The following is a 19,884-nucleotide window of genomic DNA, read 5'->3' as shown; positions in this document are numbered from 1 at the left end:
ATTCTTTTGTTGACTATCATTTCACGAGTGCCCACACAGATTGCATGGTCAAATTGTTAAAGAACAATACTGATTGGATGGCGGCTTAAGTTGCCGTGCTCCGTGTCAGTGAGGTCGCATTATAGGGAGTTATGATAAGCTGGCAAGCCTTAAATCAACAAAAAACGTCCCAGCCAACCTGTTCGGACACTATTTAAACAGCGACATCCTTTTTCGCTCTTTAAAAGAACAAGGTACCACTTGGGTACCTTGGCTAACATTGACGATGCAAAAAGGTTAAGGCTTGTATTTGGTATCCATTACAGTAACAGGCTCATAGCTCTTTCCTTTCTTCACAGCCTTCAATGTAGCTTTCTTAACGTCCTGATCAATCCAGTACACCCCAAGGTCAGATAAGCCACCAATGGTAAACAACTGCTCTGTTTTCTGTTGCATCGGCTGCTCTGGATATTTCATCCAACGCCAGTAGCCCTCTCGAATGTAGGGCGACATCACCCCAGGCACAATCACAGTCGCTTCATGGACCTGCTTTTGGATCTCGCGAGACAATGCCTGCTTTTCCGGTGTTGAAAACACAGAGCGATAACTCATTATCAACCTATCCAACTCAGGTGTACTGTAATTGGTAAAGTTATTGTTCTGTGGCTTACCCGCATTGTCACTGTGGAAATACTCCCAATATTGCGGACGAGGAGCAGTTCCCATCGAGTGGTATGAGATTTCATGTTTTTTCTCAAGTGCAAACTTGAAAGCCGAAGAGCCATCCACCAGATTCATTGTCAGCTCCAAGCCAGCGGCTTTCGCCTGCTCTTTTAAATAAGCTAACTGCGGAGTGACAACCTGATGGCTATAAGTCACAGCAAAACTCAAACGCTGGTTGTCCTTGTTAACACGGATGCCATCACCACCAATACGATCGAATCCTGCCAGCTCGAAATACTTAATTGCTGATCCCGGTTCAAAAGGTAATGGCAATAGACTCTCATTGGTAAACGCACCTTGTCCTATCCCGAGTCCTTGCGGCTTACGGCTAAAGTCACCACGGAAGATATTCTTATTCAACCCGTCGATATTCAGCGCATAGGCGATACCTTTACGGATATTGATATTTTCCAGTAGAGGCTTGTCGGTATTGAGCCAAAAACTCCCCGCCCCCAGTTCCATCTGGTTATAGCCCCAGAATTTATGGATATAACCTTTTTTAAATGGTTCCGACTGACTCTTTTCATACCAAAGCTCAGGCCGCCCCAGCGCATAAACGTCTAGATCGCCTTTTTCAAAATGTTTGAAGGCAATATCCTCATCACGGATGATTTTGATCCTAACTTTCTCGGCATTATACCTGTGCTTATAATAGCGGTTGGTATACCCCCACCAATCCTCACCAATATGCTGCATGGTGATAGATTTGCCTTTCTTTACCTTACCGACATGATAAGCACCGAGTGTCGGCTCTGCCTTGAAGTTGTAGCTACGGACGAAATTATCGTCTACCCCGTCTTCATTCTTATCGGTCTTGGGCTGATAGAAGTGTTCGGCACGAGGCTTAAGACGATGGCTAAAATACAGCAATGCGGCCTTATCAAGTTCTTTGCCATGAACAACCTTTATGGTGTGGCGATCCAATGCTTCGATTTTCTCTATCTGGGTACTGTAGTAAGTGTTATACCAAGGGTCGATAATGTCTTTGGAACGGTAAAAGTCGAGCATGTAGCTGAAGTCAGTCGCCTTCAACGGCTCACCATCAGACCATTTCGCCGCCGGATTCAATTTCAAGTAAAGTGTTTTGTTATCTTGGCCAAAGGCCCAATGGGTAGCGATATCCGGAATATAGGCCAAAGTATCGGGATGACGTTGCAACAACTGCGGCTGTTTATCCAGCAACCAAACCCGAAAAGCACCATTGCCATCAGGCCCTACGGTGCGAAATGTTTGCGGAAAACTCGGCAGTGAGGTTCGCAACGTGCCTCCAAATTTTGCATCAGGAGACGCAAACAACGGCTCGTCATTGTTTGTCTGCCACTGAATATCGCTGGGTAAAGCAGCCCAAGAGAGCGCAGGCAGCAATAAGTATGTTGCCGTTAAAATCCGTTTCATACCCTATTCCTTAGTTAATATCAGGCCACATGGGCATTGCTTGCGGGCCTTTTGCGCCTCCTGTCACGAGGGTGAGTGATCGGGATGGCCGACAGTAGCTTCTTGGTATAATCAGCCTGCGGGTTACTGTATATTTCCCGGGCATCACCCATCTCAACCACTTTGCCAAAATACATCACCGCCACGCGATCGGAGATATGCTTCACTACCGAGAGGTCGTGGGAAATGAAGATGATGGCCAAATTCATTTCCTGCTGAAGCTGCAGCAATAAGTTCAGAATCTGGGCTTGGACCGACACATCCAGTGCCGATACCGACTCATCGCAGATCAGTAGTTTGGGCTTGAGGGCAATCGCACGGGCGATCCCTATTCGCTGGCGCTGCCCCCCAGAAAACTCATGCGGGTAACGATTAGCGGATTCCTCCGGCAAGCCCACTTTGACCAATAATTCTTTCACCCACAGCTTTCGCTCCACCGGCGTACCAACCTTGTGGATAATAAAAGGCTCTTCCAAAATCATCCCGACGGTATGGCGCTGGTTGAGCGACTCCATCGGATCTTGAAAAACGATTTGCAAGTCTTTACGCAGAGGGCGCATCTCTTTAGCGGAGAGCTGAGTAATATCTTTACCCTCGAAGAAAATTTTACCGTTAGTCGGTTCATAAAGCTTGAGGATCGTCCGGCCTAAGGTACTCTTACCACAGCCAGACTCCCCCACCAGTCCCAAGGTTTCACCTCGAGCAACGGAGAAAGACACCCCGTCGACAGCTTTCACCGTATAGCCTTTTTTAAAAATCCCTTTTCCAGAAACAAAGTGCTGCTTGAGGTTTTCTATCCTTAGTAACTCTGTCATTTCATTCTCCCTTTACCGCTCAATCTATACCGCTCAGCCTAGTCCCTGCCTACCCCTTTCCTATCCCTTGAATTCGGGGAACAAAGTGACATCTATAGGTTTAATTTCAATCGGCTGCTTTGGCTCATTATCCAAACTAGGCATCAACCCCATTAAGCGTTCGGTATAGGGGTGCTGGGGATTGTCGAACAAATCAAAAATGTCGGCGAATTCCACCACTTTCCCGCCGTACATCACCACAACGTCATCACAAATTTCAGCAACGACACCCAAGTCATGGGTAATGAAGATCACAGACATACCTGTTTCTTGCTGGAGATCGTTAATCAGGTCAAGGATCGAGGCCTGCACAGTGACATCCAATGCCGTTGTTGGTTCATCACAAATAAGTATGTCAGGTTTACACGCCAGTGCCATGGCAATCATTACCCGCTGACGCATCCCTCCCGAAAGGTTATGCGGGTATTCCTTGAGCCGTTTCTCCGGCATTGGGATTTTAACCTTCTTGAGCATATCCAAGGCGTACTGATTCCGATCCCCCTTGTTAAGCTCAGGTCGGTGCAACTCAAGCACTTCGATCAGCTGGCGGCCAACCGAGTGCACGGGATTGAGTGCGGTCATCGGATCCTGGAAAATCATCGAAATCCGGTTCCCCCGCATGGCATACATGTCTTCCGCAGGCAGCGTCACCAAATCGGTCCCGCGGTACAGGATCTTGCCGCCAACGACCTGACCGTAGGGCTTAGGCAGCAAGCCCATGACCGACATTGCCGTCACACTTTTACCGCATCCTGATTCGCCGACAATGCCCAATGTCCGGCCTTTGCGAACATCGAAGCTGACGCCATGGAGGATTTTGACAATACCTTCATCGGTAGTGAACTCCGTCTCCAGCCCTTGAACACTTAAAATTACATCATCTTGCATAGTCGACCGACCTTACAGCTTATAGTTGTCATCGATCACAGTGACCGGTTCAAAGGTTTTGCCTTTCTTCATCGCAGAAAGAGTGGCTTTTTTGTCTTCCTCATCAATCCAGAACGTGGCCAAGTCAACGACTGAGAACAAAGAGCTCGTCTGCTTGGTCATGGCCGGAGTAGGATATTTCAACCAACGCCAATACCCTTCTCGGGTATAGGGCACCATGTAGCCAGGAACAATCAGGAACTCATCAGAGACAATTTTCTGAATTTGATGGGATACGGTTTGTTTCTTCTCAAGATCAAATTCGTTGTTATAGCTGTCGATCAATTTGTCCATTTCTGGTGAGCCAAAGTTGGTATGGTTGTTCGTCTGCGGTTTGGCATTGACCGAATGTAAATACTCCCAGTAAGCCGGAATCTCTCCGCCCCCCATATTGATAAATGCCAAATCATGCTTCTTCTCTAACACATACTTGAATGCCGAAGAACCATCGACAAGATTAAGCGTTAATTCAAGACCCGCTTTTTTCGCCTGCTCTTTCAGATAAGCAATTCTCGGTGTATGCGGCTGGTAACCATAGGTAATAGCGAAGCTCAAACGCTCTCCGCTGGCGTTTATCCTGATCCCATCCGGTCCAATCTTGTCAAAGCCTGCTTTGACAAAGTACTCAGCTGCCAACTCAGGATCAAAGGTCGGTGCTTTATTGTCACTACGATCATAGCCACCATGGCCGAACCCCATACCATGTGGCTTACGGGCATAATCGCCACGCAAGACATTGGCAATCATGCCATCGAAGTCGGTGGCGTAAGTGACCCCGGCACGGACATGGCGGTCGTCAAGCAATGGCTGGGCAGTATTGATCCAAAGTCCACCAGCACCTTGTACAACCTGGTTATACCCCCAAAATTTATGTATATACCCATCTTGGTACGGCTTGGTATTGGCTTTTTCATGCCAAAGACTGGGTAAAACCAGACCAAAGGTGTCTAAGTTGCCTTTCTCGAAATGCTTGCGGGCAATGTCACTATCGCGGATCACCGTATAACGCACTTTCTCGACGTTATAGCGGTTCTGGTAATAGCGATTGCTGTAACCCCACCAATCTTCCCCAACATGCTTGAAGGTCACGCTCTTGCCTTTCTTGACCTTGTCCATGAAATAAGGACCGGTTGTCGGCTCGCTCTTGAAGTTGTAACGTCGAACAAAGTTATCGTCGATACCGTCGTTATTTTCATCTTTCTTTGGCTTAAAGAAGTGCTCAGGCCTTGGCTGCAAGCCGTTGCTTGGCAGGTTGATCTGCACCATCAGCTCATCATTGGTCATTTTGGTGACAGACTTCACCGCGATGGTGTAATCATCGAGCTTGACGACATCCTCGATCTTGTTGGTGAAGAAATCGTTGTACCAAGGTGAAATAATGTCTTTCGAACGGTAATACTTCAGCATAAACAGATAATCATCGGCGGTAACCTTCTCGCCATCCGACCAACGAGCGCTGGGATCCAGCTTGAAGTACACGGTCTGGTTATCATCACCAAAGGCCCATTCCTGTGCCAACTGAGGGATCCACTTTCCAGTATTGGGATGACGTCCAGCCAGTTTGGGAACCCCGTCCATAAAATGATGACGAAGTCCTGAATTGGAATCCGGGCCGACACTGCGTAAGGTCTGCGGAAAACTGGCCATATGTGTGCGTAACGTGCCACCGAACTTGGCTTCAGGAGAAGCAAACAACGGCTCCTCCATGTTGGACACCCACGTCAAATCTGCGGGTAGTTCTGCCGCCTGCGCAGCACTTCCGAGTGCCGCGATGATCGCGACAGCTGACAGTTTGAGCATGTTTTTCATTATTAATATCCTTATTTCAACAGCTGCAAGCCAAGGTTATACATAGCGGGTAAATTTCTTCGGATCGAAGGCAGCCCGAATCGCCTCACCAATGAAGGTCACCATGACCAACACCAAGACAATCGATGACACGACCGAGGCCACAATCCACGGAGAATCCAGGTTTGATTTACCCTGCTGTAGCAGCTCCCCCCAGCTCGGGGTGGGTGGCATTAGGCCGAGGCCAAGGTAATCCAACGCGGTCAGCGCTGTAATGTTGGCGGCAATGGTAAACGGCGCCAACGTCACAATCATGACCATGGTGTTAGGCAAGATGTGATGGAAGATAATACGGACAGTTGATGCACCTAGCGCCTTAGCGGCCATCACATATTCCCGTGCAGACTCCTTGTAGGTCATGGTACGCATGTACCAGGTCATCCCCATCCAGCCAAACAACACGTTGATGCCGACAAATAATGCAAAGGTCGGTTGGGTTATCGATACCAGGATCATAATGACATAGAGGAAAGGCACCATTGACCATACCTCTATCAAGCGTTGGACAAACAAATCAAATTTGCCTCCGAAAAAGCCCATTGCGCAACCGACCGCGGTACCAATGGCATAAGAAACCGCCATGGTGATCAGCGCAAAGCCCATCGCAGTGCGAAAACCGTAGACTAAACGGGCGAGAATATCCCGACCAATAACATCGGTTCCCAAATAATGCTTACCGGCAACACTCGGGGCGGTAGGTGGATAATCACCGGAAAAGTCCTGCTCATAGGGGTTCCAAGGCACCAGAGGCATCACCACAAAGTTATCCCCGCCCTGCTCAGCAAAGAGTTGCTGGAGTGCGCGGTAATCAACCTCACTGGATGATGCCTGACCAAACTCAGTACCGAGACGGACATCGGACAGCACCGGAAAGCTGTATTCGCCATTGTATTTGACCACCAGCGCCTTGCTGTTGATCAACAGCTCGGCAAACAGCGACAACACCAACAGGCATGAAAGCAGCAGGAAAGACCAGTAGCCACGCTTAATTTCTTTGAAGCGCTTGATCTTTTTCAGTGTTAGAGGGTTTAATTTCAACATGATCAAGCTCCAAACTTCACTCGAGGATCAACCAAGGCAACACAGATATCGGAGATAATATTGCCCATTAACAGCATGGCAGCATTGATAGCCACGATGCCCATCACGACCGGGTAATCCCGCTCGATAATCGACTCATAGCCAAGCAAGCCAATCCCATCGATATTGAAAATAACCTCAATTAAGAAAGAGCCGGTCATGAAAAATAACAGCGAATTACCAAAATGGCTGGCAATCGGGATCAAACTGTTGCGCAGGGCATGTTTGCGTACTGCCTTTTTAAACGGCAGCCCCTTGGCAATTGCGGTACGGATATAGTCGGATGACAAGTTCTCCATCAGGTTATTTTTCATGGTCATGGTCAAGGTGGCAAAGTCACCGATCAGATAACAGATCAGCGGCAGCACCGCATGCCACATCACATCCCTAGCCCGCTCAACAAAGGTTTCGTAATCATCGTAATCATCACCCGCGAATCCCCCCATCGGGAACCATTCGAGGTGGTAGCTAAATAAGGTAATGAGCAGGACACCCACCACATAACCGGGTAAGGCGTAGCCAACAAAAATCAAGATCGACGAGCCGGAATCAAATACCGAACCGTGCTTGAGCGCCTTGTAGTAACCGAGGGGGATCGAGATGAAATAACTGATGAAAAACGTCATGCCACCATAGAACAGTGATACCGGTAATCGCTCGGCAATCATATTGGAGACCGGCTCGTAATAACGGGTCGATTCACCGAAGTCCAACACCATCAACTTGCCCAGCCATTCGGTATAGGCTTCCACAACGGGTTTATCCAAGCCATAAAAGGCGTTCAGCTCGGCAATCTGATCTTCAGACAGTGCAGAGTTACCACCAGCCGACGTCATCGCGGCGGCACCATCACCTTGTGCCTGCATATTGGCCAGCATCCGTTCGACAGGCCCGCCGGGCACGAAACGGGTAATGGCAAAGATAAGGATCGTGATCCCTAAAAACGTCGGGACAACCAATGCCAATCGACGCAAGAAATATGACAGCATGTTTTAACTACTCCATGTCAAACAGGCAAACCTTTCAGTTAACTACCAGTAAATAAGTCCTTCCTGAGTAAACACACGACAGGAAAGTGATTGGGCGGCATCAATTATTCTTCAATTTATCCATAAATACAGTGGATTACACTCCCCCTCAACCAAGGGTGATCATTTTGAACCGAATTTGTCACATTCTATCGCATGGTCAAAAAAATATTAAAAAAAAGATAAAACTCTGTGAATTTTATAAAAAACAGACTTACCAACAAAAATCAGCATGCAGCTCTATCGTATTTCTACCTACTTACGCTGAATAAAAATCTCGCCTTTACATCCTCCCTAGCTATAGGTATACGCCAGAAGCAAAAACAACACCAAAAGCCACATTCTTTAACGGCATTTATGAATATCTATTCACCAACATCAAAAATAACATAATCACCTGCGCTTTAACAAATCAGCAATAAAAGGCACCACCCACCCCTCCCCAGGCGACATTATCCTTTAACAAAGAAATTTCTGTAGCTACTGGTTATAAAGCAAAATTTACCTTTGCATACAAAGCACTATACAGCATGAAAATCCGATAATTGCACATTCGCAGTTTAACACTCCGTTTTATTTTTATGGCGAAACAAATACCACTGGTTTGACTTCAACTTTTTGCTTCATGTATATCTTGCCCCGCGGCGTTAACAAAAAGTTAATGCTCGATTGGCCCTATCTCGGCCAAATCACAGGAAGGATAATAACGGAGCAGCAAGGATGAATAAAAAAACAACAGCCTTATCTATTGCTATCAGCCTCGCGCTGGGTTCAGGCTTTATTAGCACTGCCGCCCACGCTGAAGAGCAGCAGGTTGAGAAACTGCAAAAGATGAAGGTCACAGGATCGCGTATTTCAACCACGGACATGGAAGGTCCGAACCCAGTGGATGTTTATACCGCTTCTGATATTGCAGATATGGGCGCTGTTAGTGTTGATGATGTTCTTCGCGGCTTAACTCAGAATGGCTCCGGCAGTTATGGTAATAATGCCACCAATAGCTTTGCAGCAGGTACTTCAGGTGTTTCATTACGCGGGCTAGGTTCAAGTCGTACATTGGTATTGCTAAATGGCCGCAGGGTAGCCAACTACGCCTTTGGCCAGAACATGAATGATACTTTCGTTGATCTCAACAGCATCCCTCTTTCTGCCGTTGAGCGTATCGATGTACTAAAAGACGGTGCATCAGCACTCTATGGCTCTGATGCAATCGCCGGTGTTATCAATATCATTCTAAAAAGAGATTACGAAGGTTTTGAAATTAAAACAAAATCAGGCGTAACGTCCGAAATGGACGGTGAAGAGTTAAATGCAACGATTACTGCAGGTAAAACCTTCAACGATGATCAAACCAATATCATGGTGTCATTTAATGCCGTAAATAAAGGCAACATCATGCGTGAAGACCGTAGTAATACATCAAGCGCAGATCTTTCCGACAGAGGCGGGTTCGACTGGACTTCAAGCCGAGGAAACCCTGGGTACGCTTTTGATGTTGATGGTAATTACCTTGGTGCGCTATGTGGACAGGATGCCAACGGCAATGAATTAAGTTGTAACTATGATTACGCCTCTGACATTGCCATGATCCCTGAAAGTAACCGCTATAGTTTACTAAGTACGCTGAACCACCAGCTTAATGATGATGTGAATTCTTTTCTTGAATTGGCATTAAACCGTGTAGAAACAACCACTATCTCAGCACCAACGCCTACTGATGAAAATGACGGTATTATCGTGGCAGCTGACAACCCCTTTAATACATTTGGCCAAGATGTAAAACTGCGCCATCGTATGACGGCAGCTCCTAACCGTGTCAACGACGTAACAACCGACTCAGCTCGGATCGTGACTGGATTAGAAGGCCTTAGTTACTGGGGTGAGCGCGATATCGAGTGGAATGCCGATGTTGGCTACCACTATACCCAGACAAAAAATGTTGGCTCTGGCTACATCAACAGAGCAGCTTATCAAGCGGTGATAGACAATGGCACTTACAACCCTTTCTCTCCCCATAATAGTGCCGACTCAATTGCTCCTGCTGTAACCAAAACAACACGTAAAGGTAAATCCCAACTTGCTTTCCTTAATGCCGGTGCTGCAATGCCAGTCTATGAATTACCCGCCGGTGATATTCAAATGGCCTTCGGTGGTGAATTCCGTTACGAGTCCGCAGAAGATACCCCAGACAGTCAAGTCGCTGCAGGTGAGATTATCGGCTCTGGTGGTACCAGCTCCAAAGGCGATCGCAATGTAATCGCAGCATATACCGAGTTTATGATCCCGGTGCACGAAACCACTGAGCTACAACTAGCTGGGCGATTCGAACACTACAACGATTTCGGTAGCGCATTCAGCCCCAAAGCCGCGATACGTTTCCAACCTCATGAAATTGTTGTTTTCCGAGGGTCATACAGCCAAGGCTTTAAGGCTCCAACCCTACCAGAGCTTTATATGGGAAGCTCAACAAGCTACCAAAATCTTGTTGATACAACTGGTGAGGCAGCACAATTTAAAGTTGTTAGCTCTGGTAACGAAGATCTAGAAGCTGAAAAATCTGAATCTTTCAACTTTGGTGTCGTCGTTGAGCCAATCGAAGATCTAAGCATCACAGCTGATATTTACCGAATTACCAATAAAGACAAAATTGGCCGCTTAAGTAGCCAAGACTTGATTGACAACGATAGTCCGAACGTCATTCGCGATGACGGCGGTAATATTGTTCAAATCAACAATGTCTACCTCAACCTTGATGAACAAGAGGTACAAGGTATCGACATGGGTATTGACTATACCTACGAAACCTTGACCTATGGCAGCTTCGATTTCAGCCTGAACGGTAGCTACATTGATTCATTCAAGATCACTGACAGTGATGGTGTTACAACAGAAACGGCAGGTAAAGATACAGGCGGTGTCGAAGGTGGTGGTCCTCGCTTCAAAGGTAACGGTAGCGTGATTTGGGCATACCAAGAATTCAAATTCGTAAACCGTATCAACTATACCCACAGTTACGATGCACTCTACGAAACGGATAAATTCACCGAAATTGATAGCCTAACCACTTGGGATACTCAGCTTGCCTATAGCGGCATTGAACAAATGAAAATTGCATTTGGCATTAATAATGTTACTGATGAGCTAGCCCCATTTAGTAACGATTCAAACGGCTACGACATTGTCGTACACAGCAACGTCGGCCGCTTTGTCTACCTCGACCTATCATACCAATTTTAATAGCACAGGCGCGGGCGAGACCCGCGCCTATTCCTGACTGACAAACACTAAAGACAAGGATGCACCTATGACTATCAAGGAATTTGGCGTTAGTGCAATCACTGCCGCCATACTGACCCTGAGTACAGCCGCCTATGCCGCTGACTCCGGTTCGGTCGTAGCCTCGCAGGCCAAGGCCGACAAATCTGCCGCCTCCTCACAGGTCAAAGTCGACAAATACGCCGACAGCACAGAATCAATGCTGGCAGAATACAAGAGCTTGCTGCGCCAGATTGACAGTATGAAGATCTACAACACCCAGATCAGCCGTATGGTTGACTCCCAGCAAGGTGAGCTGGACTCACTCAACCGCCAGATCGCCCAAATTGACCAAACAGCAATGGAAGTGGTACCGCTGACCCTCAAGATGATCGATGCGCTCGATGAATTCGTTGCCCTAGACCTTCCCTTCCAAACGGAAGAGCGCAGCATCCGTATCACCGAACTTCATAAACTGATGGATCGGGCAGATGTCACCACCTCGGAAAAATTCCGCAAAGTTATGGAAGCCTACCAGATAGAAGAAGGTTTCTCGCGTTCAATCGAATCTTACAAGGCCAGCCTGGAGCGTAGCGGCGAAACCGTAACTTACGACTTCCTGCGTATTGGACGTACCGCCCTGTTGTACCAATCTCCTGATGGTGGTGAAACCGGTATGTGGAATCAGCAGACCCGTCAGTGGGAAACCCTGCCGCAACACTACCGTATTGCTGTCCAGCAAGGTCTGCGCATTGCCAAGAAGCAAGCGCCACCAGCCCTAATCAAATTGCCTGTATTCACCGGGGAGGAAGGATAATGAAGAGATTTAAAACACTGGCTGCCGCCCTGCTTGCAGGCTTAATCCTGTCCGCTCCGGCCCAAGCGGAAAACCCAACCTCACTGTCTCAATTGCTACAATCGGTGAAATCCGACAGCATCGCCGAGTCCAAAGAAAACCAACAACGTGAGGCCGAGTTCAAAGCTAACCGCGACCAGCAAGCGGCTTTGCTCAAGCAGGCCCGCACTGAGCTAGAAGCCGAAACCGTACGTGGCGACCAGCTCAAAGCAAACTTCGATGCCAATGACAAGTCACTGACCGAACTGACCGACACGCTACGCCAGCGCACCGGAACCCTTGGTGAAATGTTCGGTGTCGTCCGCCAGTATGCTGGTGAATTCAAAGGCCTCTTCTCCACCTCACAAAATGCCGTCTTGTTCCCAGAGCGCGCTGCCGTGCTAACTAAATTGGCCGAGAGCAAGGAGCTGCCTTCAAGCCAGGAATTAGAAGCCTTCTGGCACACCGTACTACAGCAGATCATCGTCTCTGGCGAAACCACAACCGCACCAGCTACCGTGGTATACGGCGAAGGCAAAGAAGCAGTTCGCGATGTCACCCTTGTTGGTGAATTCAATGCCATTGCCGATGGGAAATACATTACCTACGTACCGCAAACCGGCAAGTTCGAAGAACTATCGCGCCAACCTGGCAAGAACATTATGCGAAATGTAACGGGTTTCGAGGCTGCCGATAGCAGCTACGAACCATTGTTCATCGACCCCTCCCGTGGCGTGATCCTATCGCTGTTGGTGCAGAGCCCTACGGTTCAAGAACGTATTGATCAGGGCGGCATCGTCGGCTATGTGATTCTGGGCATGGGTGCTATTGGTGCGCTTGTCGCCTTGTTCTGCTTCCTTCGCCTGACCATCATTGGCAGCAAGATGCGCCGCCAGACTAAGTCCGAGACAGTGATCAAAGGCAACCCGCTGGGTGAGATCATCGAAGCCTACCTTGGCCACAACGGCAATAACCTGGAAGATCTGGAAGCCAAGCTCGATGAAGTGATCCTACGCAATGCCCCGAGTATCGAACGCTTTGTCGGCTCCATCAAACTATTTGCCTCCGTCGCCCCACTACTCGGCCTGCTGGGTACCGTGATGGGGATGATTGGCACCTTCCAAGCTATCACCCTGTTCGGTACCGGAGATCCAAAACTGATGGCCGGCGGGATATCCGAAGCCCTTGTAACTACGATGCTAGGTCTGGTTGTCGCCATTCCGCTGCTGTTCTTCTATACCTTGGTCCACAGCAAGAGCCGCCGTTTGGTGCAAACTCTTGAAGAGCAGAGCGCTGGGTACATTGCCCGCTACCAGGAAAAACTGCACCCTGCCGAGAAGTAAGGAGGCACTATGTGGTGGTTAATTGAAGAGCTGGAATCAATCCGGCGCTTCCTCGGCATGGGTGGAGATGTCCTGATGGCCATCTTCGTCCTCAGCCTAATGCTTTGGACGGTTTTGCTCGAACGTTGGTTCTACTTTGCCGCCGTCCTGCCCCGAGCGATGAAAAAAGTCGAGGCACAGTGGTCTACACGGCCAGAGCACCAAAGCTGGAGTGCCAAGATGATCCGTCAGGAGATCATCTCTAAGCAAGATATCGAAAACAAACGCGGCCTACCTATCATCAAGGTGCTGATCGCTCTTTGTCCCCTACTGGGCCTACTCGGTACCGTGGTCGGGATGATACAGGTATTCGATATTCTGGCAGTGACAGGTACAGGAAGCCCCCGCGCCATGGCGTCGGGGATCTCAAAGGCAACAATCCCAACATTGGCAGGCATGGTCGCCTCTTTATCCGGGTTATTTTTCAGCTCCCGGATCGATCACCTTGCCAAAGTCTCTACCCAGAAACTGGAAGACACGTTGAAGCACATTGCCTAAGTAAATGGAATTTAGAGGTATAGGTCATGAAAAGACGTTACAGCAGCGAGAGCAGTGACGAAGCAGCTATCGATATGACCCCGATGCTCGACATCGTATTTATCATGTTGATCTTCTTTATTGTTACCACTTCTTTTGTCAAGGAAGCCGGTATTGATGTCAACCGCCCAAGCGCCAGCACCGCGCAAACCGTCAAGAAAGGCAACATCATGGTTGCTGTCGGTGCCGCCGGAGATGTGTGGGTCGATAAGCGTCGCGTTGAAGTCGATGCCGTTCGTGCCAATATCGAACGCCTGCGGGCTGAAAGCCCAGACGGAGCCGTGGTGATCCAGGCTGACGAGGAAGCCAAATCCGGTGTCGTCGTCAAAGTGATGGATCAGATAAGAATGGCAGGTGTCCAGAGCATCTCCATTGCCGCAACCAATAAGGATTAAGCCTATGCGGTATCTGGCCTCATTAGCACTGGCGCTCGTTGTCTCCCTAGGCTTGTTCTGGGGGATGGACAAGCTGGTAAACAAAGAGCGCCACGAGCTGGTGTCGGATGACGACCTGCGTATGGTCGACTTCATTCGCGTCAAATCGGAACAAAAAGTACAGGAGAAAAAACGCGAACTCCCGAAACCACCGCCACCGAAACGACCACCTCCGCCACCAGAGCTAAAGGTGACGTCAACGGTCAAGCCAGTGATGGAGCAAATCCCGATGGATATGCCAAACCTGGATCTGCCCGTCAATGTCACCGGCGGATCGGTCCTTGGTCACTACAGCCAAGGAGGCGGGGCACAAATGGCAGGAAATGGTGGACCTGTGCCACTAGCTACATTCCAGCCACAAATGCCGCGTAAAGCCGCCAGATCTGGCATTGAACAAGGCATTGTTATGCTGGAGTTTACCGTCAATGCCCGCGGTGCGGTCGAAGACATCAAGATACTCAAGGAGGCGCCACGCCGAATGGGATTGGGCAAGGCGGCGAGAAAAACCGTTTCGAAATGGACCTTCAAGCCGAAGCAGGTCGACGGCCAGGCCGTCAGTACCCGCCTGTCGCAGGAAATTGAGTTTTCAGTTAACTAAGGGAGTCACCCATGCAGAAATTTCAACAACATTTGCTGGCTTCTCTCTTTATCCTAACCGGTGCCCTTGCGGCACCGGCTATGGCCAAGGGAACTCCAGAGCTCAGTGACCGGACTTTCAAAACCGTCAACAAGGTCCAGGAGTTAATTGCCACAGAGAAGTACACGCAAGCTATCGATAAGCTAGAAACAGCCCTCGAGCGAACCAAGTCGAGAAAATACGACCGTGCTGTGTTACTGCAACAAATGGGCTTTTTATATTCCATGCAAGATAACTACAGCAAAGCTTCGCAGTTTTTTGCTAAGTCATTGGCTGAAGAAGCCCTTCCGGTACCGGTCGCCCAGCAAGTTCGTTATAGCTTGGCACAGCTTTACCTAGCCGAAGAACAATTTCAGCAATCAGTCAATGCCATGAAGCTATGGTTTGAGGTCGCCAAGACCACCGAGGAAAAGCCGAGTGCCCACGCCTATATCACACTTGCCAGTGGCTATGTCCAGATGGAGGATTACAAAAACGCTATCCCACCAGTCAAGCAGGCGATAGTGATGAGCCCGACCCCGAGCGAGTCATGGTATATGCTGTTGATGGCCTCCCACTATGAGCTAAAGCAGTTCAAGAGTGTCGCGGGTGTGCTGAAAACCCTAACGTCAAAGTATCCGCAGAAAAAAAGGTATTGGATGCAGCTTTCTGGCGTCTATATGGAGCTAAACCAGGAACGCAACTCACTGGCAACCTTGGAAAGTGCCTACAAGCTGGGGTTATTTGACGAAGAGAAAGAGTTCCTGCGCCTTGCTAACTTTCAGGCATACCGCGGGATCCCTTTCCGGGCAGCAAAAACACTGAAGCAGGAGATGGCCAATGGCAATATCAGTAACACGGTAAAGCACTTGGATAAACTCGCCAACTTTTGGCTGCAGGCCAAAGAGCTGGATCTGGCCATTACGGCTTACCGCAGCGCCTACGAGCAAGAGCCAACAGCCAGAACCCAGCTGAAAATCGCTCGTTTGATGCTGCAAGCCCAACAATATCGCCAAGCCACTGAGTTTGCCCTGCAGCCAGCGCCCGGTGCCGAGTCGGGTGACAAAGCCGAACTCGCCTACCTACGCGGTATGGCCCATTTCGAGCTCAACCAGCTTGGTAGTGCACTCAAGGCAATGAAAGTCGCCGCCCAGTCTGATGACATGAAAGGAGCGGCAGGGCCTTGGGTCACTTTCTTGCAAGATCAGGGCTAAGACTGTAGCCCTGCTGAACCACTTTACCTGTAATTGGTGTGAGTCAGTCGCACTGTTTGGGGAAGCTACTGCAGAACGCATTGGCTTCCCTTTTTTTAATAGGCACAAAAAAGGCCGCTATCGCGACCTTTTCCTGGCACTGGCATGCCAGTGCGTTGCCCTCTTTATAGGCTTTATCTATTGTTTCGCCACTCAGCGATTACTGTGCAGCCAGCCAAGCAGGCACATCGGCAACACTGTCTAGCACAGCATCGGCCAACTGCTCACCCTCAGCGGTTACCGGCTTGCCCGTACGCACCAAGATTTTGGTGCCAACTTCGGCCGCTTCGGCGGCTTTCATGTCATCGGCTTTGTCACCGATCATCACTGAGCTAGCCATATCAATCTTCAGGAAGTCACGGGCAGAGATAAACATACCAGGCTTTGGTTTGCGACATTCACAATCCTGAAGGTAATCACCTTTGCCTTCTGTCGGATGGTGCGGGCAGTAATAAATACCATCGAACTCCACACCGTTGTCGACAAAGTTCCAGTCCATCCACTCGGTCAGGGTCAGGAAATCATCCTCGGTAAACATTCCACGGGCAATGCCAGACTGGTTTGTCACCAACACCAACATATACCCCATAGCCTTAAGTTTTTTACAAGCTTCAAACACACCCTCGACATATTCAAAATCATCGGTAGTGTGGACATAGCCGTGATCGATGTTAATTACACCATCACGGTCAATAAAAACTGCTGGTTTGGCCAAGCGTCAGCCCTCTGTCTCGCTGTATTCGTTATCCCCAAATTATGGCACGGCTGGCAACGGGATTCACCTGTTTCTATCAACCCCAGCAATAAGAGCAACATAGAATAGTCACACTGCAATTATGGCTATAAAGACATTTAGACGTCCAGACGTAAAAATATCTATTGACTTCATTTATGTTAGCCCATAGCATCAAAGCCATAGATGCAATTGGCAGACAGGCTTCAAGCATCAATAAAATAATGCAAACGCAATACACAACATAACAATATACCGGTCGCAGCCATTGATGGGCGTGCCCGTCATCAACACGGTATAGGATTTGGGAAATAAGATGATAGAAATAAACAGAGTCAATAAAGTCTTCTATCAAGGGGCCAAGGAGATCCACGCGCTGCGTGATATCAACCTGACCATTGAGCAAGGCACCATTTTTGGGGTGATTGGTTCTTCCGGTGCAGGCAAAAGTACCCTGATCCGCTGCGTCAACCTGCTCGAACGCCCGACAAGTGGTCATGTCATTGTTGATGGTATCGACCTCACTCAGCTCTCAAACCAAGAGTTGACCCAAGCTCGCCGTAAGATCGGCATGATCTTCCAGCACTTCAACCTGCTGTCTTCCCGCACTGTTTTCGACAATATTGCGCTGCCACTTGAGCTGGCTGGCACCAGCAAAGCAGGCATAAAAACCAAAGTCGATGAACTGCTTGAACTGGTTGGTTTGGCCGACAAGAGCGAAACCTATCCATCCAACTTGAGTGGCGGACAAAAACAACGTGTGGCGATTGCCCGAGCACTGGCCTCTGACCCTAAAGTGCTGCTGTGTGACGAAGCCACCAGCGCACTTGACCCAGCGACAACCCAATCTATCTTGACGCTGTTAAAGGAAATCAACCGCAAGCTCGAGCTAACTATCTTACTGATCACCCACGAGATGGATGTGGTGAAAAGTATCTGCTCTGAAGTGGCGATCATCGGTGACGGTGAGCTGGTCGAAAAAGGCCCGGTCGGCGATATCTTTGCCCACCCGAAAACCGAGCTAGCACGTGACTTCATCCGCTCGACGTTGGATCTTTCTATTCCGGAAGACTACCGCGCACGAATGGTAGAAACCCGTATTGCAAACAGCTACCCGCTGATCCGACTTGAGTTCACCGGAGCCTCTGTTGATGCCCCTCTGATTTCTCAGGTAGCTCGTGAGTTCAATATTGATATCAGCATCTTAAGCTCAGACATGGACTACGCCGGTGGCGTCAAGTTCGGTCTGATGCTGGCCGAATTCTTCGGTACTGAACAAGCGGCAGAACAAGCCATTAACTTCCTTCGCGAACACAAAGTAAATGTAGAGGTATTGGGCTATGTTGCTTGATTCAATTACCACCTGGTGGACCCAGAACGAACGTTTGGTAGATCTGCTTATCGATGCCCTTGGCCAAACCCTGATCATGGTTTTTGCCTCCGGCCTTATTGGCTTTTTGATTGGGATCCCTGTGGGGGTCGCTCTACACCTGACTAAAACAAATGGCCTGCTGGCCAATCCAGCCGTCAATAAAGTACTGGGTATTGTGACTAATATTGGTCGCTCTATTCCCTTTATCATCTTACTGGTCGCGATTATCCCGTTTACCCGCTTCGTGGTCGGCAGCTCTATCGGCACCGCAGCGGCAATTGTGCCATTGACTGTCGGCGCAATACCGTTCATCGCCCGTCTGGTTGAAGGGGCATTGCTAGAAGTCCCTACCGGTTTGGTGGAAGCCGCGCAAGCAATGGGGGCAACTCCACGCCAGATCATCAGCAAGGTTCTGCTGCCAGAAGCCCTACCGGGCATCGTCAATGCAGTAACGATTACCTTGGTGACTCTGGTCAGCTACTCGGCAATGGCCGGTACTGTTGGCGGTGGTGGCTTGGGTGATGTCGGTATCCGCTATGGCTACCAGCGCTTTGACGGCACCGTCATGCTCATTACGGTCGTGATGCTGGTCATTCTGGTTCAAATCATTCAGTCCGCCGGCGATCATCTGGTCAAGCGCTTTGATCACAGATAATAAGCCGAACAGATAACACACAACACTGATTACAAAATACAGAAAACACATATTCCATCTAGTATTACGGACAACCCCAGTTTTTAAGGAGAAGTAACATGGCTTTTAATTTGAAGAATTTATTCGCCGTCGCCGGCTTGGCATCAGCATTGGTACTAACAGGCTGTGGCGAGAAAGAAGCAGCGGTTGATAACAGCAAAATTAAAATTGGGGTTATGGCGGGCGCTGAAGAGCAAGTTGCGGAAATTGCGGCCCAACAAGCCAAGGAAAAATACGGCCTTGATGTGGAGCTTATCGCCTTCACTGATTATGTATCGCCAAATGCCGCGCTAGAAGAGGGCTCGATTGATATCAATGCTTTCCAGCACAAGCCTTACCTTGATCAGCAAATTTCAGACCGCGGTTACAAGTTTGCGGTAGCCGGTAATACTTTCGTTTACCCGATTGCCGGTTACTCAAGCAAAATTGAATCGGTTGACGAACTAAAAGACGGCGATCAAATCGCAGTACCAAACGATCCAACCAACCTTGGCCGATCACTGCTTCTACTTGAGCAGCAGGGGCTATTGACGCTGAAAGAAGGCGCTGGCCTAACAGCAACGGTATTGGACATCGTTGAAAATCCAAAAGATCTAAAGATTGTTGAACTAGAAGCTGCCCAGCTACCTCGTTCACTGGATGATGTGCAACTAGCAATTATCAACACAACATACGCGAGCAGCATCAACCTAACACCAGAGCGTGACGGTGTGTTTGTTGAAGACAAAGAGTCTCCATATGTGAACCTGATTGTAGCCCGCGAAGATAATGTCGATGCCGAGAATGTTCAGACCTTCATCAAGGCTTACCAGTCAGATGTTGTGTACGAAGCTGCAAAAGAAATCTTCCAAGGTGGCGTAGTTAAAGGTTGGTAATTTACCTTCTAGCCTCCCTCTGACA

General features: G+C 48.9%; 17 protein-coding genes. 10 read left to right on the top strand and 7 right to left on the bottom strand.

The window, feature by feature from the left end; translation table 11 throughout:
- Window positions 1–276: 276 nt before the first annotated feature.
- Genes ACVA58_RS22485 through ACVA58_RS22460 form a run of 6 tightly spaced genes read right to left on the bottom strand, consistent with a single transcriptional unit; the run spans window position 277 to window position 7,834 of the window.
- Complete coding sequence (locus ACVA58_RS22485; RefSeq protein WP_446512589.1) at window positions 277–2,097, bottom strand: extracellular solute-binding protein; 1,821 nt, start codon at window positions 2,095–2,097, stop codon at window positions 277–279.
- 20 nt (window positions 2,098–2,117) lie between these two features.
- Window positions 2,118–2,951 (bottom strand): ABC transporter ATP-binding protein, encoded by an 834-nt coding sequence (locus ACVA58_RS22480; protein WP_446512588.1) that lies wholly within the window; start codon window positions 2,949–2,951, stop codon window positions 2,118–2,120.
- A 60-nt stretch (window positions 2,952–3,011) separates the two neighbouring features.
- Window positions 3,012–3,878, bottom strand: coding sequence for an ABC transporter ATP-binding protein (locus tag ACVA58_RS22475; protein WP_446512587.1), 867 nt, complete (start codon window positions 3,876–3,878; stop codon window positions 3,012–3,014).
- 12 nt (window positions 3,879–3,890) lie between these two features.
- Window positions 3,891–5,717: an extracellular solute-binding protein gene (locus ACVA58_RS22470; protein WP_446512593.1), complete on the bottom strand. Its 1,827-nt coding sequence runs from the start codon at window positions 5,715–5,717 to the stop codon at window positions 3,891–3,893.
- A 45-nt stretch (window positions 5,718–5,762) separates the two neighbouring features.
- Complete coding sequence (locus ACVA58_RS22465; protein WP_446512586.1) at window positions 5,763–6,806, bottom strand: ABC transporter permease; 1,044 nt, start codon at window positions 6,804–6,806, stop codon at window positions 5,763–5,765.
- Window positions 6,807–6,808: 2 nt separating this feature from the next.
- Window positions 6,809–7,834: an ABC transporter permease subunit gene (locus ACVA58_RS22460; protein ID WP_446512585.1), complete on the bottom strand. Its 1,026-nt coding sequence runs from the start codon at window positions 7,832–7,834 to the stop codon at window positions 6,809–6,811.
- 759 nt (window positions 7,835–8,593) lie between these two features.
- Here ACVA58_RS22460 and ACVA58_RS22455 point away from each other — a divergent pair.
- The 7 genes from ACVA58_RS22455 (at window position 8,594) to ACVA58_RS22425 (ending at window position 16,146) form a co-directional block, all read left to right on the top strand.
- Window positions 8,594–11,110 (top strand): TonB-dependent receptor, encoded by a 2,517-nt coding sequence (locus ACVA58_RS22455; protein WP_446512584.1) that lies wholly within the window; start codon window positions 8,594–8,596, stop codon window positions 11,108–11,110.
- A gap of 67 nt (window positions 11,111–11,177) precedes the next feature.
- Window positions 11,178–11,945, top strand: coding sequence for a DUF3450 domain-containing protein (locus ACVA58_RS22450; RefSeq protein ID WP_446512583.1), 768 nt, complete (start codon window positions 11,178–11,180; stop codon window positions 11,943–11,945).
- Window positions 11,945–13,306, top strand: coding sequence for a MotA/TolQ/ExbB proton channel family protein (locus tag ACVA58_RS22445; protein WP_446512582.1), 1,362 nt, complete (start codon window positions 11,945–11,947; stop codon window positions 13,304–13,306). The genes ACVA58_RS22450 and ACVA58_RS22445 overlap by 1 nt, the downstream gene beginning before the upstream one ends.
- Window positions 13,307–13,315: 9 nt before the next feature.
- Window positions 13,316–13,843: a MotA/TolQ/ExbB proton channel family protein gene (locus tag ACVA58_RS22440; RefSeq protein WP_446512581.1), complete on the top strand. Its 528-nt coding sequence runs from the start codon at window positions 13,316–13,318 to the stop codon at window positions 13,841–13,843.
- 26 nt (window positions 13,844–13,869) lie between these two features.
- Window positions 13,870–14,277 carry an ExbD/TolR family protein gene (locus ACVA58_RS22435; protein WP_428656171.1) on the top strand — a complete coding sequence of 136 codons (408 nt, stop codon included), beginning with the start codon at window positions 13,870–13,872 and terminating at the stop codon, window positions 14,275–14,277.
- Between the two features lie 4 nt (window positions 14,278–14,281).
- Window positions 14,282–14,914 (top strand): energy transducer TonB, encoded by a 633-nt coding sequence (locus ACVA58_RS22430; protein ID WP_446512580.1) that lies wholly within the window; start codon window positions 14,282–14,284, stop codon window positions 14,912–14,914.
- A gap of 11 nt (window positions 14,915–14,925) precedes the next feature.
- The gene (locus ACVA58_RS22425; RefSeq protein WP_446512579.1) at window positions 14,926–16,146 is read left to right on the top strand and encodes a tetratricopeptide repeat protein; all 1,221 of its coding nucleotides are present in this window, start codon (window positions 14,926–14,928) and stop codon (window positions 16,144–16,146) included.
- Window positions 16,147–16,345: 199 nt separating this feature from the next.
- Here the strand turns inward: ACVA58_RS22425 and gmhB are convergent, their stop codons facing one another.
- Window positions 16,346–16,900: a D-glycero-beta-D-manno-heptose 1,7-bisphosphate 7-phosphatase gene (gmhB, locus tag ACVA58_RS22420; RefSeq protein ID WP_446512578.1), complete on the bottom strand. Its 555-nt coding sequence runs from the start codon at window positions 16,898–16,900 to the stop codon at window positions 16,346–16,348.
- Window positions 16,901–17,234: 334 nt separating this feature from the next.
- Between gmhB and metN the strand changes: the two genes are divergently transcribed.
- The 3 genes from metN to ACVA58_RS22405 all read left to right on the top strand — a co-directional run bounded on the left by metN (window position 17,235) and on the right by ACVA58_RS22405 (window position 19,859).
- A complete protein-coding gene (gene metN / locus ACVA58_RS22415) occupies window positions 17,235–18,269 on the top strand; it encodes a methionine ABC transporter ATP-binding protein MetN (protein WP_446512577.1) in 1,035 nt (344 codons plus the stop codon).
- Complete coding sequence (locus ACVA58_RS22410; protein WP_446512576.1) at window positions 18,259–18,945, top strand: methionine ABC transporter permease; 687 nt, start codon at window positions 18,259–18,261, stop codon at window positions 18,943–18,945. The genes metN and ACVA58_RS22410 overlap by 11 nt, the downstream gene beginning before the upstream one ends.
- 98 nt (window positions 18,946–19,043) lie before the next feature.
- Window positions 19,044–19,859 carry a MetQ/NlpA family lipoprotein gene (locus ACVA58_RS22405; protein WP_446512575.1) on the top strand — a complete coding sequence of 272 codons (816 nt, stop codon included), beginning with the start codon at window positions 19,044–19,046 and terminating at the stop codon, window positions 19,857–19,859.
- The last annotated feature ends 25 nt before the right edge of the window (window positions 19,860–19,884 follow it).

Source organism: Photobacterium sp. DNB22_13_2, from assembly GCF_052873915.1.
This window is presented reverse-complemented; position numbering and strand designations above follow the sequence as displayed.